The sequence below is a fragment of the Peribacillus deserti genome (assembly GCF_002863585.1).
Classification (GTDB): Bacteria; Bacillota; Bacilli; order Bacillales; family DSM-1321; genus Paraperibacillus; species Paraperibacillus deserti_A.
The window spans coordinates 35084-51575 of sequence record NZ_PGUY01000023.1; the positions used below are offsets into that span (position 1 = coordinate 35084).

The window sequence follows — 16492 nt, forward strand, 5'->3', positions numbered from 1 at the left end:
ATCGTGCGTTAGCCCGGCATAAGACGAGCGGCAGTGAAAGGCTGATTTTGCTTTTTAATGGCGATTGGCTTATGACTCGAGGGTCTACGCTTGCAGCTGGATCAAGGAGTCTCCCACCTTAAGCTCCCATCAACCTGATTTAACAATAGGGTGACGTAACAAAACTTATTAAAAAGCAACATTCTATTAGAAACGAGCAAAAAGAGCAGTCCGTTGTTAACTTGACCTGCTCTTTACAAACATTATTCTTTGTTTTCCTTCATAATATCCTTCCAGATGAGCAGATGGGGAGCTCCTGCCTTTTGAGACTCAATGCTTGCCGGAATATCTTTCCCCACCCAGATAGCAGCGGTATATTTTTCCGTCAGCCCTGCAAACCAGAGATCTTTATAATCATTCGTTGTTCCTGTTTTCCCCCCGATATATGAAGAGGGGAAATAGGCTTTCCGCCCCGTTCCTTCAGTAACGGTCCTGTTTAAAAGAAGGCGCATTGATTTAACCGTCTCAGCATTCCAAACTTTAATCGATGAATCATTCCACTTGTACAGCACTTTACCATTTCGATCTTTAACGCTTCTGATGGCCCGTGCAGGCTGGTAACTTCCGTTATTAAAAGATGTATATGCATTTGTGATTTCAAGCGGGCTCATACCATAAGTAAACCCTCCTATAGCTGCTGGCAGACTGTAATCCTCTTTGGGAAGCTTCTTAAAATCAAATGCTTGTAAATAGCTGAATGATTTATTGATGCCTGTTTGATTGAATAACCTTAGAGCCGGTGTATTGTAAGAATGGGCAAAAGCTTCTTCTATTGTGACTAGACCATACACTGCTTCTCCATAATTTTTAGGGCAATATCCATTTTGACAGAACGGACCTGCGCTGACTTTCTCCAGAATAGAGTGCTTGGCCGTGTCCAGATAAGGGCCGTAAACCAGCAGAGGCTTAATGGCCGAACCAGGCTGTCTATAGCTTTGAAAGGATCTGTTAAAAGAATATTTTTTATAATATTTTCCCCCAATCAAAGAGACAAGCTCATGCGTATGATGTTCTATAACTACAGCTGCACTCTCAATATCTGTTTTACGAAGGTGCATTCTGATAGATTTGACGGCGGACTCCTGGATGTTCCTGTCCAGCCCGGTTTGAATCACTATTCCGGATTCAAGAAGTTCCTGCACCCGATTCGTCAATCGTTGATTTATTGCTTCCCTTTCACTCACTTTGGCTTTTTCCAGATTAACCGCATAGCCCTCAGAAACGGCAATCAGTTCCTTAAATTCCGCTTCAACATACGACGTATAATCTGGATAAAGATCCACCCGGTGCCGAGGGTTGAGGACGATTTTCGCAGCTTTAATGTTTCTCGATTCTCCAGCGGATAAAATCTTTTTATCAGTAAGGATCTGAAGAATTCTTTCCTGTCTTTTCTTAACACCCTCATAATGAGTAAAAGGGTCATACATGGAAGGGTTATTTGGAATTCCTGCTAGAAAGACGAGCTCTGCCTTCGAAAGCCTGGCGGCAGGCTTATTAAAATACAGCTTAGCTGCAGCTTCTATTCCATAAGCCCCATTCTGAAAATAAATGGCGTTAATGTACATTTCAAGAATCTGCTGTTTAGTGAATCTTCGTTCTAGCTCGTATGCATAAAGAAGCTCGGAAAGCTTGCGATTATACGTTTTCTCTTGAGTCAAATAAAGATTGCGTGCCAGCTGCTGAGTAATCGTGCTTCCCCCCTGACTTGGGGAATCAGCCTGTGCGTTGGCGAGAACCGCTCTTGAAATTCCAGAAATGTCTATGCCGCTATGTTCGTAAAAGTGCTGGTCCTCGATGGCTACAAAGACTTGTTTGAGCAGCTTAGGAATGTCTTGATCCTGAAGGTAAATACGATTCTGGGGTTCGGCTGCTTCCATAATGACCGACCCGTCTCCCGCTGTAATGGTACTGGTTAAAGGCAGACTTATCTTATCTCTCCTGATCTTTGTTTGAATAGCATCCTGTACAGTTTCTGCACTCTGCCACTCTTTGTATGTTAATTGCGTAAGTACAGCCAGCATAGGTATAAGTAAAACGATTGTTATATATCCAAAAAAGGTACGCTGCATGTTGATCTTCCCATCCCTAAATAATCTAGGAAACTATCTTACCATGCCTGGTTATCCATATCGTGGAATTTTTTAAAAATTGCAATTGCGATATAAGAACGGGGATTTAGCTGAAGGAGTAAAAAAAGGAACGAGAACAATATAAAAATATCAGTTTCGTAATAAATATTTGATATAATAAAGGGAAAAAAAGTGTTATATCCCAACGGATTTTTATGTATCATTTTAGGTAAGGGAGGTATGTATATGGAAGTTGATCATCAATATTTGTTCATTGATTTTGAATTTACGATGCCTGAAGGAAAAGCTAGGCCTGAAGGGTTTTATCCTGAGATCGTAGAGGTTGGCATTGTCTCTGTTATAAACGATAAAATTACAAGAAGATTCTCCTCTTTTGTTTCTCCAGAACGTTTTCCCGCCTTGACAGAACGTTGTAAAACCTTCTTGAACATCACCCAGGAACAAGTGAATGGCGGTATGACATTCAGGGACCTGATCCATTTACTGAGTGAATTTGAGCAGAAGCATCCTGGGAGCACTATTGTAACCTGGGGTAACATGGATATGAAGGTGCTGCGCAATACTTGTCTTAAAGCCGATGTGAAGTTTCCGTTTAGTGGAAAACAGCTTGATTTGTCCATGGAATATAAACGGTTCTTTGGTGATCAAAACCAGACCGGACTGTGGAAAGCAGTCCAGGAATATGGGAAACAGGGTACAGGTAAACACCACAGGGCACTCGATGATGCGTTAACCACTTATAATATTTTTAAATTAGTAGAAGAGGATAAGAGATATTTGAAAAAACCGGAGCCGACTACAATTGGAGATAGAATTGATTTATCAAAAGTATTTGATAAATTTGCCTTATAAAGCCAAATCTTTCTAAGTTGATTTGGCTTTATCATTTTCAGTACGAATATTCTTTTTCAAGCTCTCTGAGACTTTCTAGACTTTTTTTGCTCCAGGCATCATCCTTGCCTTCTAACTCCTCCATTGCACGTGCCACGGAATCCTTCAGGGATTGCTCATAAGAAGGAACTGTACCGCTGAAAGGCTTAACCATGTTTCTTGGCACATTCGTCTGCTCCCGGAAAGCAAGTGCTCTTCTTTGATGGAACATAAGTACATCTGCTTCCTTAGGATTATGCAGATCTCCCTGCATGGGATGTTTTTCAACTGCCAGGACTCTTACCACATAACTCTGTGCCCTCGAATCATCCGTGATTTCCCCGATATACTTCCCTGTTTTGTAAAATGCCGTTACCAGGTCACCTGTTTTACATGAATTTTCTGCCAATGCCGTCACCCCCTAATTACCCGAATATATTAATGATACATAAATTGCGTTTCCATTCACAAGCTCCAGCACCTCTATGAAGTAGTGATTTTTTTTTTGATATATTGTAAAGTTAGAACCAAGAGGTGGATGTAATGAAACTAAAAACGATACTGCTGATTTTATCCTGCTTTGCGTTTCTAGCTGGATGCGGGACGAGCAGCGGGGAAACAAAGCCGAAGGATAACAAGGAATCTAAGCAGGCTGACTCTTCCGGGGGTGCGCAAGAATCTTTATCCATTGAAGAATATCCACAATTTATGGATGTTCAAAAAAGTGATAAAGTGGTAGTGATGGAGACTAATATGGGTAGTATAAAAATTAAATTATTTCCGAAACTGGCTCCAAAGGCAGTTGAAAACTTTGTGACTCATAGTGAAAAGGGATACTATGATGGACTGACTTTTCATCGGGTGATTAAGGACTTCATGATCCAGGGAGGCGATCCCGAGGGAAATGGAACGGGGGGAGAAAGCATCTGGGGCAAACCCTTTGAGGATGAATTCTCTGCTAAGCTCTACAACTTTCGGGGTGCGTTATCTATGGCAAATTCCGGATCCGACACAAATGGAAGTCAATTTTTCATCGTGCAGAACAGCGCCATTGACCAGGGCCTGAAAGATCAAATGGAAGATGCGGGCTATCCAAAAGAAATTATTAAGGCTTACGGAGATAAAGGCGGAACACCATGGCTTGACCAGAAGCATACTGTTTTCGGACAAGTTATCGAGGGAATGGAAATCGTTGATAAAATAGCGGAAGTAAAGACTGATGATCAAGGAGTGCCTGCGGAACCTGTAACCATTAAAACGATCAAAGTGATCCAGTAAGCGGTTTTCATAAAGCCTGGTACTCATCTGGATATTACAATAACAACGGTTTGATTAGAAAGGGATGTCGGCCATGCTATCTATTTACAGCCAGGTGTTAGGGCTATTTCTTTACTTTCCTGAGGATAAATCAGAGTATATTCCCGCGGCAATTACCTGTATCATCTTTCTGGCGGCGGCTTTTCTGACAATGCGCCTTATCATTAAGGTGTCACGGAGAGAAGCACAAAAGGCCAAAGAGATAGAGGATCGGATTATTAAAGAACGAAAAATATAAAAAAGTGGTGCATTTTTTGAATAACGGGTTCGGTTTTCCGAGTACAAAAACTTAGTTAGCACTCCAATTAACAGTCCAATTCGCAACCGAATTGGACTGTTTCTTTTTGTTAATAAAGCAGTTTTTTTAATCATATTAGTGGTGAATTAGGACCATAATTCGCAACTCTTCCAACAGGATAACAGAAGTTATTGTAAGTGTGCTAATTGCTATGCGAATTTGTGTGCTGAAAATGACAGATGGGTTAATTGGTTATTTATGTTAAAGTTGAAGGTGAAGGTGGGCTTACTCAACTATCGGGCGGTTACCTAGGGGTAAACTTAGTATTATTCTTATGGCACTTTTCTAAAAGATTGTTTTTTTAATAAGTTCTATGAACCTACCTATTGTTAATGAGGTTGATTGGAACGTAAGGTGCGAGACTCCTGCGGGAGCAGCGGGACAGGTGAGACCCCGCAGGCGGAGCCGAGGAGGCTCAGCGCCCGCGCGGAAAGCGAGCATCCTGAAGTGGAAATCAACTCCCTTATTCAATAACAACAAAGTTTGCGAAAACCAAGGAGTTGGCAAAAAAGTTAATCAGAAGTAAAGAATACACGTTTTTCGATGTGATAAGACAAGTGAAAGGTCAAATGTTCAGTATGAGTAACATGATTAGTGAAATAAGAAAATTTGACTTAAACAATGAAGTACAAACCGTCCTTGTTCCAGTTACCATTATAATGGGCAGATATGACTTAACGGTTCCTCACCGACCAACACAAGAATTCTTTGAACATCTTCAGGCACCTAGTAAAGAATGGATGTGGTTTGAACAATCTGCTCATTCTCCGAACTATGAGGAGTTGGAGAAATTTACACAAAAGATTATAAAAACGATTACTTATTAATTGTGGGGCAATGAAATTAAGCTAATGAGTGCTGATAGTAAAGAATAAACGGGTAGAAAAAATGTTTGGACCCGATGCTACAAGCATTTATATTTGCTAATTTACTTACCCAATTGCCTGCTCTATACGAAAAGCGCTGTTAATTGATTTTTTGCATCTTAAAACTGAACCCGATCTTTTTTTGAATGCATCGTTTTTTCAATAAGGCTATGCAAAGATATAGCAAAAAGTTTACGGAATGCTGCAGTTGGTTCCAAAAGAAGTGCTTGGAAAGCATTTCCTAAGGAAGAACCCGCAGGTGAAGAAGCCGAAAGACTCCTGGGCCGCCATACGTAAAACTGGTCCCCTTGACTGCAAAAAACAGCCTGACAGACCAGAAAATAATGCATGCGAACACTCTTTAGAGAGGTGATACATATGAAAGATCTAATGGTTAAGGCAGAGAGAATTTCAGAGTATATCCAGGATCTTCTTGATGAAGATCAAACAGTAGGCGTGAGTGTATGTATAGTAGAAGGCAGTTCCACTATTTATTCCCAGGGATTTGGTCTGGCTCAGCTGTGGCCGGTTCCAAGGGCCATGACACCTGACACAATCATGAGCATTCAAAGTGTATCAAAGAACTTTATGGCCGTTAGCATATTGCAGCTGGTAGAAAAAGGACAGCTGCAATTAGATTCCCCGCTTTCAACGTATTTGCCGTATTTTAGAACGACTGATAAAGAACAAAGTGATAAAATTACCATTCGCCATATTTTAAGCCACACAGCTGGATTTCCTGCTGATTTAGGTATTGCTAATATGATCGCCCCCAATGTCCGTGAAATATTTTCTGATACTCCTGATGAATTTCAGGAAGCTTTAAACCATTATGGTCTAACAGAACATGAATTGAAGAATATCAAAAAACGTGAAGATGTTACCAAATGGTTTAAAAAAGTAGAACTTGAGACTGAACCAGGTAAACAATGGGAATATTGCACAGATGGTTACGTACTCCTTGCTGATGTATTTGAAAAGATTACAGGGCAGACTTGGGAAAGGCATTTGACAGAGCATATACTGACGGAAATAGGGATGGACCGGACAACTGCTGATGCTGATTATACCCAGAATGATGCTGATAGCAGCAGATATTTTATGGGACCTCAAAGAAAGGAAACTCCTTTTCCAATCAATCCTATAGCTGCACCTATCGGTTTTCTTTATTCAACGGCAAATAATTTAGGAAAGTATCTGGCGTTCCACTTATCAGGAAAGCCTTCTGTTTTATCTATGTCCAGCGTTGAGGAAATGCAAATGCCCATAAGCAGGGTTTCTTCAGATTGGTATCCAGCAGGATGGAAGTATGGACTTGGCTGGTTTACAGGAACATATAAGAATGAAACGATCATCGAGCATGGAGGTGGTCAAATGGCTGTAAGAGCCCTGATATCCCTGGTTCCCCGAAGGAAGCTGGGTATAGTGGTATTAATGAATACAGACAGCAGCCTGCATAGAAAAATTAACAGGAAAATCATGGACATTTTGTTTGAAGAGGTAATTTCCCCTTAGAAATATAGAAAAAATGTGTGGGAAATCTCGTTTAAATATAGTAAGATTTATTTGAAAATAACAAAGAATGTGAAAGGTACAGGTATCAGCACATGCATTTCTAATCTTATTATGCTAGAACACTTTTTTAATAAAAGTCTTCCCTGGAGAAATAGGATTAGTTTTAACTTGCACTGCATACCGTATGTGATCATGTACGCATGATTCTCACCTTATGTGAGAATCATTGGCAGCTGGTTTGATTATGTCTGACTGTTCAAGTCTCTCTAGGTTGTATTAGGGGGGCTTTTTTATATGGAAAATCATTTACATATATAGGAAAGAGGGAATCATAGGTGAGCCGATTAATTCTAGTGGAAGGACTTCCCGGGTCCGGAAAGTCCACTATCGCAAAGCTTATTCATGAAATTGCTGGAGACATGAGCTTGAATCCGGTGTTGTTTCAGGAGGGTGATGTCAATCATCCTGCAGATTATGAAAGTACCGCTTACGTAAGTGAAGAAGAATATCTCCGGCTTAAAGAAAAACCGGAATATCAGCCATTTCTAAAAAGTGAATATATTTTTCCGTTCGGTGAGGGTCTTGTGATACCATATGGAAAACTGAAAAAGGAGTACGGAGAGGAGTTCCCAAGCGGTCTGCTTCAAGCTCTGTATCCACATGATATCTATGAATTGCCCTTTGAATTAAATGAACAGCTTATTTCAGAGAGGTGGAAACAGTTTGCTCAAAAAGCTTATACAGAGAATTATTATTATATATTTGAATGCTGTTTTATACAAAACCCGGTTACAGTAGGGATGGTTAAGTACGGCGTATCAGATAAACAAGTATTGAATTATATTGAAGGACTGGCTAACGAAGTATCTAGTCTGCGGCCGTTATTGATATATATCGAACAGGATCATTATGGATATGCCTTTGAAAAGGCGGTAAAAGAAAGATCCCCTCAATGGTCAAAAGGCTTTGCTGAATATTATACAAAACAGGGATATGGTAAAAAACACGGAATGCAGGGGCTGGGTGGTGCATTAGAGGTTCTGATGGAAAGAAGGAGATTAGAGAATTCCATATACGATGAGCTTCACATCGCTAAGGTTAAAATCAATAATTCAAATTTTAATACAGTAGAAGTTAGAGAGAAGTTAAAAGAAGTAATCTGCAGATATTCAGGAGAATAATAAACAAGATGTAAAGAAAAGCCGTCATTTTGGCTGGGAGCTTTTCTTCATAGTTCCGTCTCAGGGAGTTAAAGCTTGGTTTCGATTCATCAAATTTTTTCAACAAAAACAGAGCTTTGCCGGCGCGCCAGTAATCCCAAAGCTTTTTTACTGCTGCCCCGGGTCCTGGTTTCCGGGAGTAATCCAACAACGATTAAGTTTTCTATTTCCGCTAAAGCTTCTTACATTTTTCAATTTATTGCCGATATTAACAATAAGCGGTTGATCATTAGTTATCTTTTATGGGAGCTAAAAGGAAATGAAAATGGTTTTAAGAAAACAAAAACGGAACCGGATTGCGATTATATGTATCTTTATTATCGTATCAGAGATTCTCTTTGATGCAGGGTCATTCATTATACCAGAAAGCAAGCTGGTATTATGGTTTGTTCATTTTTGCTTTAGTATTCTAACGGTGTTTTTATTGCTTAGACTACTCGGAGGGTCTGATAAAATATCAGCGGAATTACATAAAAGCAACCAAAAACTAAGAAATATTTTGGATACTCTGGATGTGGCCATTTGGTCTCATGATATGAAAGCTAATACACTGATTATTTCCCCAGAGATCGAAAAAATGTATGGGTACTCTAAAGAGAAATTTTATCAGGATCTTAGTTTATGGAATAAGGTCATTGATCCTGAAGATTCCTATATATTGGATGAAAGAGCCGAACGGCTTCAATCTGGGCTGCCCGTGACCAGTGTTTATCGTATAAAGCGGCCGGATGGTGAAGTAAGGTGGATCCAGGACAGAGGAATTCCTACACTGGACAGTAAAGGGGAAATGGTGTACTTCACCAGTGTTTTATTCGATATAACCGATCGAAGGGAAAGTGAAGATTTATATCGGAGTTTGATTGATATGTCTCCAGACATTATAACTGTCATCAGCAATAAACAAATTGATTATGTCAATGAAACAGGAAGCAGGCTGGTGGGTGCAGCCGTTCCCTGTGAACTTATCGGGAAGCCAATCTCTACCTTTGTCTCTCCGGAATCCATTAGAGACATCAGGAATGTATTGAATGCATCGGAGCAATCAGTGTCAGGAATGACTCGCTTTGAATTGGAAGTGAAACGTCTGGACGGGGGAACCATTGAGATGGAGATGTCCGCCATGCCTATCCTTTATGAGGGAAGGCAGGCCAGGCAGGTAGTCGGCAGGGACATTACTGAACGGAAGAAGGCTGAAAGAACGATTGAGCATATGGCATATCATGATTCTCTGACCGGTCTGCCCAATCGGAATATGTTCAGAAATACATTGGATAGCTTGATGCAGGATTCCGCCGTGGAAGGTCTGGCCGTTTTATTTTTAGATATAGACCGGTTCAAAATCATTAATGATACCAAAGGTCATACGATAGGTGATTCATTGCTTAAACAAGTGGCCCAGAGATTGGAAACTGCCGTAGGGAAAGAGGGGCTGGTCTCCAGGCAGGGAGGTGACGAATTTATTATCTTATTAAAGGATATGGACCTTGATTATGTAGAGAAGGTGGCACAGAGGATCCTCAGTAAATTCGCAAAGCCTTTTGCCTTGAATGGTGATGAATTCTTTGTGACTCCGAGTATTGGAATCAGTGTCTATCCCAAGGACGGAGCTGACCAGGACACCTTAATCAAGCATGCAGATACTGCTATGTACCTCGCGAAGGAAAAAGGAAAGAATAATTACCAGTTTTATACCCCTGATTTAGATAGTCAGTCTCTGCGTAAAATGGAATTGGAAAAAGGCTTAAGAAAGGCCCTGGCTTATAACCAATTTGTACTTCACTATCAGCCGCAGGTACAGGTTGAGTCCGGGAATGTAGTAGGCATTGAAGCCTTGATACGTTGGGAGCATCCTAAACTTGGCATCATATCGCCTGGAGAATTTATTCCTCTTGCAGAAGAGACCGGGCTGATCGTGCAAATGGGGAAATGGGTGCTGAGGACAGCCGCTGAACAAAATAAAAGGTGGCAGGATGCCGGGCTTCCGCCTGTGCCGGTTGCCGTTAATGTTTCAGTCAGGCAGATACAGGACGACGGACTTGTAGAGGACGTTAAACAGATTTTAGAGGAGACTGGTTTGGCCCCTCGTTATCTTGAGCTTGAAATTACCGAAAGCATTATGCAGAACATCGAGAGATCTACCATCATTTTAGACGAATTAAAAGACCTTGGAGTTATATTGTCATTAGATGATTTTGGTAAGGGCTACTCATCGCTGAGCTATCTGAAGCATCTGCCGATCGACATTATTAAAATTGATAAATCCTTTATCGATGATATCTTAGATTTATCCAGTCCTGGTTCAATTGCTAAAGCAATCATAGACATGGGACAAAATATGAACTTTACTGTTATAGCAGAAGGAATAGAAAAAGAAGAACAAGTGGCATTTCTTTTGGAGAATGCCTGTAAAATAGGGCAGGGCTATTATTTCAGCAGACCCGTACCGGCGCATCTGATCAGTGAATTTTTGCAAAAGCGGCTGCAGGAAATCATTATACAATAGCTGTTTAACACAAATAAAAGAAGCATTGCAGGTCTGCAATGCTTCTTTATTTAGTCCCGGCATGGATCGATTTGACCCTGCCGACTTGTCCGTCTGTAAGCCTCACTTTTATACCATGAGGATGGAAACTTGAATTTGTTAAGATATCCTTAACAATCCCGCTCGTAGTTTTACCTGTCCTTTGGTCTGCCTTCAAAACAATATCGACAGACATTCCCGGCTTGATATCACTTCTATTCTGTCCGCTCATCATGTTCCCATTTTTCTGCGCTGATTGCTGACTTTTTTTGTTTGCTGGCTTTTCATCTTTTTCCCTTCCTGCGTATTGCCGGACATGGATTTATTGCCAGTGGATTGATTCTTCTTGTTTGCCAGCTGCTGTTTTATAGCATCCTGAAGGCTGATTTTCTTTTTAGAAGTTTCTGATGTTTGATCTTGCTTGGACTCAGTCATTTTATATACCCTCCTGCTCATCGTAATATGTTCAGTATAGCCTATTATCGATCTATGTGAATATTTAATTCCTGTTAATATATAAAAATTCTCCTCGATGGGATCCTTTTGAGCCTTCTAGAAGAAAGAGGCTGTAAGCACAAAGCCTTAAAAATGGAAAATTGAAGGGATACTTACTTGCTAAATTCCTTAGATTCTGTTAATCTAAAATAAATTATTTTTGTTCGGTGTATAGGATAGCAAGTGTTAACTTTTCGTCTTGGATCACTAAGAGCAAGGATAGTAATATGGTGTTTTCACACTAGGAGGCAACAAAAATGGAACAAGGTAAAGTAAAATGGTTTAATGCAGAAAAAGGTTTTGGTTTTATCGAGCGTGAAGGTGGAGACGACGTATTCGTACATTTCTCAGCTATCCAAGGCGAAGGCTTCAAAACACTTGAAGAAGGTCAAAGCGTAACTTTTGACGTAGAACAAGGTAACCGTGGACCTCAAGCTTCTAACGTAAATAAAGCGTAATGGACTGATTGTCCGAAAGCAGACCCATTTGGGTCTGCTTTTTTTATGCTTGAGGGTAGATATCCAAAAAGCTGGTGAGAAACTTCCCCGATTTAATGGCAGTGGAAACGTATGGCTTGCTCTCGACTGACGTATCGTGGAAAATAGGGGCTGTCCGTCGTTTAATATACAGAGGCCAATGACGTGATTAATTATATGTTTAAAAGGAATCCTAAACAAGGGGCGGTTCCGTCACTTAATTTAGAAAACCATCTTACCGATTCTGTTAAATAAGGGAGAGTATAATAAATGAGCCAAGAATCAAGCATTAATATAGGAGGACTTTCCTTTGAATGGAACCTAGATAAAGGTCAATTCCTCTATGAAGGGGAAGACGCAATATTATTCTGGATTAGTTCTGCCATGAAAACCTTATTTGATTCCATTGAGGAAATCTCAGGGGCTGAATCAGCAAGTCTTGTTTTGGAGACCACTGGGTTCCGTCAGGGCCTTGTAGTAGGTGAATACTTCCAAAGGATGAACTTAAATGTCAACGAAGTGGCAAAAGTCCTTCCGAATACGTATGGATCGGCCGGCTGGGGCGAAATTGTCATTAAGGAACTGGATGCAGGTAAAAAGTCTCTTCTCGTACAGCTGAAAAACAGCTGGGAATATAAAATTAATAAGGCACAGGGCAAGACCTCGGCAGGAAGTTTTATGCCTGCCCACTATGCCGGAATATTCACAGGGCTTTTTGGCACGAATATCTGGTATTCCATCCGGCAGAGCCAGATTTCAGGTCATGCAGAGGATATAGTGGAATACTTCCCTTCAGACATTTCCGTTACTACTAACATTCACGAGCTTGCCAGACGCAAGGAAACAGAGCAGATTCAGATGCTTGAGGCGGTAGTAGAGGACAAAACGAGGGAGCTGCAGGGCTTGGTTAAGGAACTATCTTCCCCTATCATACCCGTTCTCGAAGGCGTAGTTGTGGTCCCGCTCCTGGGCAGATATGACGAAGCACGCTCTACGGACCTGATTGAAAGAACCTTAAACAATCTGCCCAAATATCAGGCTGATTATCTAATCCTCGATCTGACAGGGCTTGATAAGGATCTTAGCGATTATACGGCTCACTTTATCCAGAAACTTGGTTCAGCTGCCAACCTGATCGGTATGAAAACCATCCTGGTGGGCATATCCCCTGAATTATCCATCATCATCGCTAACTCAAACATCGGGCTGGCCAAATACGACTGCTTCCAAACACTCCAGCACGGGATTTACTACGCATTAGGCCAGGCCGGAAGAAAAATCATCTGATTGTGGGGACTGTCCCCCATTTCCCGGGGGTGAGAATGGCGCCATAGATAGTTTTGTGGCGGGGGCAGTCCTTATTTCCCGTGCGTACTTAGCGATTAGGGATGTATTGGTGGGAAACTAGGGGCATCTTTAATTCAAAGGGCGTTATGCCCAAGGGCATGACCCGCTGCTGATGGAAAACCGGCACATTTAGAAGATTTTGACGACCTAGGCAATGTATGAAACCTTGCTTAGGTTTTGTCATGTATGCTGATCATAAAATTTTATACTAAAGTTTATACCTCCTATGATTGAGTTTTTAATTATCCCTTGGCATTATGATATATGCCCTTATGTATCCTGGCCTCTTACATTGGCCGTCTTTCTAAGCCGGGACTCCTGTACATTTCCCTTACCTCTCGTACCCACATATCCAATGCCAAGAAAAAAACCGATCACGAGGACCGGTCTTTCCTTCTTATATAATTACATATATACCAATTCCAACTAATAATACAAAAGCTAAAACAACATACATCCATGTGAGCCGGGATAAATTGCCCCGTGTTGCGGTGCTGTAGTCTTCATCGCTTTTGCCGCCTAACAAAATTGTCCCAATTAATGAAAAAATGCCAATAATAATCACTAAAATAATAGCCAGTTTCATGTTTTCATCACTCCATTAAGGTTATTTTACAATAAAAGGAGCGTTAGGCAGGTAGAATTTTTGACAATAATATGGCTTTTACCTTTAAAAAAAGAGCATGATTCACACATGTGAACGATGCTCTTTTTTGCTTATGTAAGGGCAGTTTTTAATCGGTGCAGTCCGTCTTCCAGAATTTCGCGGGGGCAGCCGATATTCATCCGGACAAACCCTTCTCCTCCAGGACCGAACTTTGTGCCAGGATCGAGCGCAAGCTTTCCTTTTTTTGTGAGTCTCTCATTTAACTCTTTGTCGGTCATGCCTAGACTGCTGCAGTTGATCCAGAGTAAAAAGGAAGCCTGGGGCATCATGCATGAAAGGCCTGGAAGCTCTCTGCTTATGTAGCTCATCGCATATTCTGCGTTGTCCTTAATATAGGCCAGAATAGAATCAAGCCAATAGGAACCGCTAGTGTAAGCAGCCTCCATCGCAGTCAATGCGAATATATTGAGTCCGTCAAAGCCTCTGCGGTCATGCACATCGTTGAATTTCTGCAGCAATTCTTTGTTCTCAGATATAACCACAGAAGCTTGAAGACCTGCAATATTAAAGGTTTTACTTGGAGCCATGGCTGTTATCGTGATATCAGCAATTTCTGGGCTGATAGACGCAAGGGGGGTATGGCGGTTGGGCGACAGTGCCAGATCCGAGTGAATTTCATCAGAAATGATCACAACGTTATAGCGTCTGCACAGCTCTCCAATCGTTTTAAGTTCATCTTTCGTCCATACCCGGCCTCCTGGATTATGAGGGCTGCAGAATAGAAATAACTTTACGCCCGACTTTAGTTTTTCCTCAAAGTCTTCAAAATCAATTACATAGCGGCCGTTTTCCAAAATTAATTCATTATTTACAAGCGTCCTGTCATTTTTTATAACCATGTTATAAAACGGGGCATATACAGGAGACTGGACTAAAACGCCGTCTCCGGGCTCCGTCAGCGCCTGGATGCTTGCCGCTAACGCAGAAACGACTCCTGCGCTGAAAGTGATCCACGACGTATCGATCTTCCAATTGTGCCGTTTCTCCATCCAGAGGGTGATGGAATTATATAATTCTTTTGAAGGCGAAGTATACCCAAATACCGGGTGCTTGATTCTTGCTTCCAAAGCTTCTGTTACCTCAGGCGGAGAGGGAAAATCCATGTCAGCCACCCACATTGGCAGGAGTTCCTTATCACCGAACCTCTCACCGACCAGATCCCACTTTAAACAGGACGTATTTTTTCTAACGATCACTTGATCAAAAGCGATGTCTAACATGTGATTCACCCCATTATGTATTATTGAGTAAAGAATGCATCCCGGAAAGGACTCCATTCTATCCCGTTTTTCTAATCATTTTTTTATGATACTATAAAAGTTACGAGAATTATCACAAAATCAACAAAATGGAGTGAATATTTTGAATAAACAAGATAAATCCATCCCATTGAACCAGTGGCTGGAGGAATGGGATCCCCTAAATATAGGACCATCTTCTTATGATACCGAGAAAGCCGATATTATGGGGATTCTATACATTACAGACAACCCGCGCACCGTTGCGGCAAAAATAAAGGAAATCATTGAGTTTTCGTTTGAGGAAACCCTTAGCATGGAGAAATGTCTTGCTGCCGCTAATACGATGCTATTACTCAAAAATGATTCTTCTTGTTCGATTTAATACAATCAGGCGCCGTCAATAAACTCTTTCATGGAGGTATATACCTTTTCAGGCTCCTCTTCGGGCAAGAGGTGGCCTATACCTTCAAATATTCTGAGAGTAGAGTTTGGCAGATCCTCATGCAGTCTTCGGCCGATTTCGGGCGGTACCACTTTATCATGCTCGCCCCATAATAGCAGACAAGGAGTTTCAATTTGCTTTAAATCCTCTGAAAGTAAATCTCCCTCCCATTCACGTATCATTTTAGTCAGCCCTTTAAAAATTTCGTTGTTTAGGAAAGGCTGCATATAGCCGTCAACCATTTCCTGGTCTATTAAAGCGTGATTAAATACAACATTCTGCAGATTCCTTTCGACCCCTGTTTTTGCAAGCAGCCTTTTTACGAATACATGGAAAAACGGCAGGCGGCTGGAGAAGATAAGGGATGCTTTCGACCTCTTCAAATAACCGGAACTGCATAACAGCACTCCTTTAGCTGCTAATTCTGGGGCATCCTTCATGATATTTAAACAGGTTTGTCCTCCCATAGAATGGCCTGTTAAAATGACTTGGTTAATTTCAAGTGACTTTAGTAATTCAATAATCATTTTAGAATGATTTTTATGTGAATAAATGTATGAGCTGCTTTTGCCGCTGTTGCCAAAAGGAGGCAGGTCCACCGAAAGAATATTATAATCCCGTGCTGCAATAGGAATTAACTTTCTAAAACTAAAAGTTGACGACAGGAAACCATGCAGCAGGAGAATGGTGGTTGTTGATTGAGGATGCGGGTAGTATTCATAATAAATTTCATTTCCTAAAATGAATTTCTTTTCCTTCACAGACTTCTCTTTCTGTATGATCAAAACACAATCCACCTCTCTAAGAAACATATTGGTATTTTACCCATTTATACGGAATAATTCTAACTCTGAGGTATCTGGTTTACATATAAGGTAATTAGCCTCAGTTACTTTTAATCAAGGTAGTTTTCTAATGGCTGTTTTCGCAAACTTTGTTGTTATTGAACATGGGGGTTGATTGGAACGTGAGGATGCTCGCGGACCTTAGGGGCGGGCGCTGAGCCTCCTCGGCTTCGCCTGTGGGGTCTCACCTGATCGAAAAGCGGAGGACGGTGCTTTTCAAGAAAAGATCCATCCAAAAGCTGA

17 protein-coding genes are annotated in these 16492 nt (G+C 41.1%); 10 read left to right on the forward strand and 7 right to left on the reverse strand.

Going from position 1 to position 16492, the window contains the following annotated elements:
• Positions 1-242: 242 nt before the first annotated feature.
• Positions 243-2108, reverse strand: coding sequence for a transglycosylase domain-containing protein (locus CUU66_RS08330; protein WP_101641222.1), 1866 nt, complete (start codon positions 2106-2108; stop codon positions 243-245).
• A gap of 246 nt (positions 2109-2354) precedes the next feature.
• Here CUU66_RS08330 and kapD point away from each other — a divergent pair, with 246 nt between their 5' ends.
• A complete protein-coding gene (gene kapD, locus CUU66_RS08335; protein ID WP_101641223.1) occupies positions 2355-2981 on the forward strand; it encodes a 3'-5' exonuclease KapD in 627 nt (208 codons plus the stop codon).
• Between the two features lie 37 nt (positions 2982-3018).
• Here the strand turns inward: kapD and CUU66_RS08340 are convergent, their stop codons facing one another.
• Positions 3019-3408, reverse strand: a complete 390-nt coding sequence (locus CUU66_RS08340) for a kinase-associated lipoprotein B (RefSeq protein ID WP_101641224.1) — start codon at positions 3406-3408, stop codon at positions 3019-3021.
• A 134-nt stretch (positions 3409-3542) separates the two neighbouring features.
• Here CUU66_RS08340 and CUU66_RS08345 point away from each other — a divergent pair, with 134 nt between their 5' ends.
• The 6 genes from CUU66_RS08345 to CUU66_RS08375 all read left to right on the forward strand — a co-directional run bounded on the left by CUU66_RS08345 (position 3543) and on the right by CUU66_RS08375 (position 10718).
• Entirely contained in the window at positions 3543-4277 is a 735-nt protein-coding gene (locus CUU66_RS08345; protein WP_101641225.1) for a peptidylprolyl isomerase, read from the forward strand.
• Between the two features lie 73 nt (positions 4278-4350).
• Positions 4351-4554: a hypothetical protein gene (locus CUU66_RS08350; RefSeq protein ID WP_101641226.1), complete on the forward strand. Its 204-nt coding sequence runs from the start codon at positions 4351-4353 to the stop codon at positions 4552-4554.
• A gap of 638 nt (positions 4555-5192) precedes the next feature.
• Positions 5193-5441 carry a hypothetical protein gene (locus CUU66_RS08355; protein WP_142383710.1) on the forward strand — a complete coding sequence of 83 codons (249 nt, stop codon included), beginning with the start codon at positions 5193-5195 and terminating at the stop codon, positions 5439-5441.
• A gap of 417 nt (positions 5442-5858) precedes the next feature.
• Entirely contained in the window at positions 5859-6995 is a 1137-nt protein-coding gene (locus tag CUU66_RS08365) for a serine hydrolase domain-containing protein (RefSeq protein ID WP_180955213.1), read from the forward strand.
• Positions 6996-7330: 335 nt separating this feature from the next.
• The gene (locus CUU66_RS08370) at positions 7331-8176 is read left to right on the forward strand and encodes a hypothetical protein (protein ID WP_101641230.1); all 846 of its coding nucleotides are present in this window, start codon (positions 7331-7333) and stop codon (positions 8174-8176) included.
• 298 nt (positions 8177-8474) lie between these two features.
• On the forward strand, positions 8475-10718 hold the full coding sequence (locus CUU66_RS08375; RefSeq protein ID WP_257967932.1) for an EAL domain-containing protein: 2244 nt from the start codon (positions 8475-8477) through the stop codon (positions 10716-10718).
• A 46-nt stretch (positions 10719-10764) separates the two neighbouring features.
• Here the strand turns inward: CUU66_RS08375 and CUU66_RS08380 are convergent, their stop codons facing one another.
• Both CUU66_RS08380 and CUU66_RS08385 read right to left on the reverse strand, forming a co-directional pair.
• Positions 10765-10968, reverse strand: coding sequence for a YwbE family protein (locus CUU66_RS08380; protein WP_101641231.1), 204 nt, complete (start codon positions 10966-10968; stop codon positions 10765-10767).
• Positions 10968-11171, reverse strand: a complete 204-nt coding sequence (locus CUU66_RS08385) for a hypothetical protein (RefSeq protein ID WP_101641232.1) — start codon at positions 11169-11171, stop codon at positions 10968-10970. Before CUU66_RS08385 ends, CUU66_RS08380 begins: the two co-directional genes overlap by 1 nt.
• A 317-nt stretch (positions 11172-11488) precedes the next feature.
• On the opposite strand from CUU66_RS08385, the gene CUU66_RS08390 reads away from it, so the two are divergent.
• Both CUU66_RS08390 and CUU66_RS08395 read left to right on the forward strand, forming a co-directional pair.
• The gene (locus tag CUU66_RS08390) at positions 11489-11689 is read left to right on the forward strand and encodes a cold-shock protein (protein ID WP_101641233.1); all 201 of its coding nucleotides are present in this window, start codon (positions 11489-11491) and stop codon (positions 11687-11689) included.
• A gap of 288 nt (positions 11690-11977) precedes the next feature.
• Entirely contained in the window at positions 11978-12994 is a 1017-nt protein-coding gene (locus tag CUU66_RS08395; RefSeq protein ID WP_101641234.1) for an STAS domain-containing protein, read from the forward strand.
• A 457-nt stretch (positions 12995-13451) separates the two neighbouring features.
• Here CUU66_RS08395 and CUU66_RS08400 read toward each other — a convergent pair whose 3' ends face one another.
• Both CUU66_RS08400 and CUU66_RS08405 read right to left on the reverse strand, forming a co-directional pair.
• Positions 13452-13640 (reverse strand): hypothetical protein, encoded by a 189-nt coding sequence (locus CUU66_RS08400; protein WP_101641235.1) that lies wholly within the window; start codon positions 13638-13640, stop codon positions 13452-13454.
• A gap of 131 nt (positions 13641-13771) precedes the next feature.
• Complete coding sequence (locus tag CUU66_RS08405) at positions 13772-14941, reverse strand: MalY/PatB family protein (protein ID WP_101641236.1); 1170 nt, start codon at positions 14939-14941, stop codon at positions 13772-13774.
• Positions 14942-15083: 142 nt separating this feature from the next.
• On the opposite strand from CUU66_RS08405, the gene CUU66_RS08410 reads away from it, so the two are divergent.
• Complete coding sequence (locus CUU66_RS08410) at positions 15084-15344, forward strand: DUF1871 family protein (RefSeq protein ID WP_180955214.1); 261 nt, start codon at positions 15084-15086, stop codon at positions 15342-15344.
• 5 nt (positions 15345-15349) lie between these two features.
• Here CUU66_RS08410 and CUU66_RS08415 read toward each other — a convergent pair whose 3' ends face one another.
• Complete coding sequence (locus tag CUU66_RS08415) at positions 15350-16189, reverse strand: alpha/beta fold hydrolase (protein ID WP_308302474.1); 840 nt, start codon at positions 16187-16189, stop codon at positions 15350-15352.
• Positions 16190-16492: the final 303 nt, after the last annotated feature.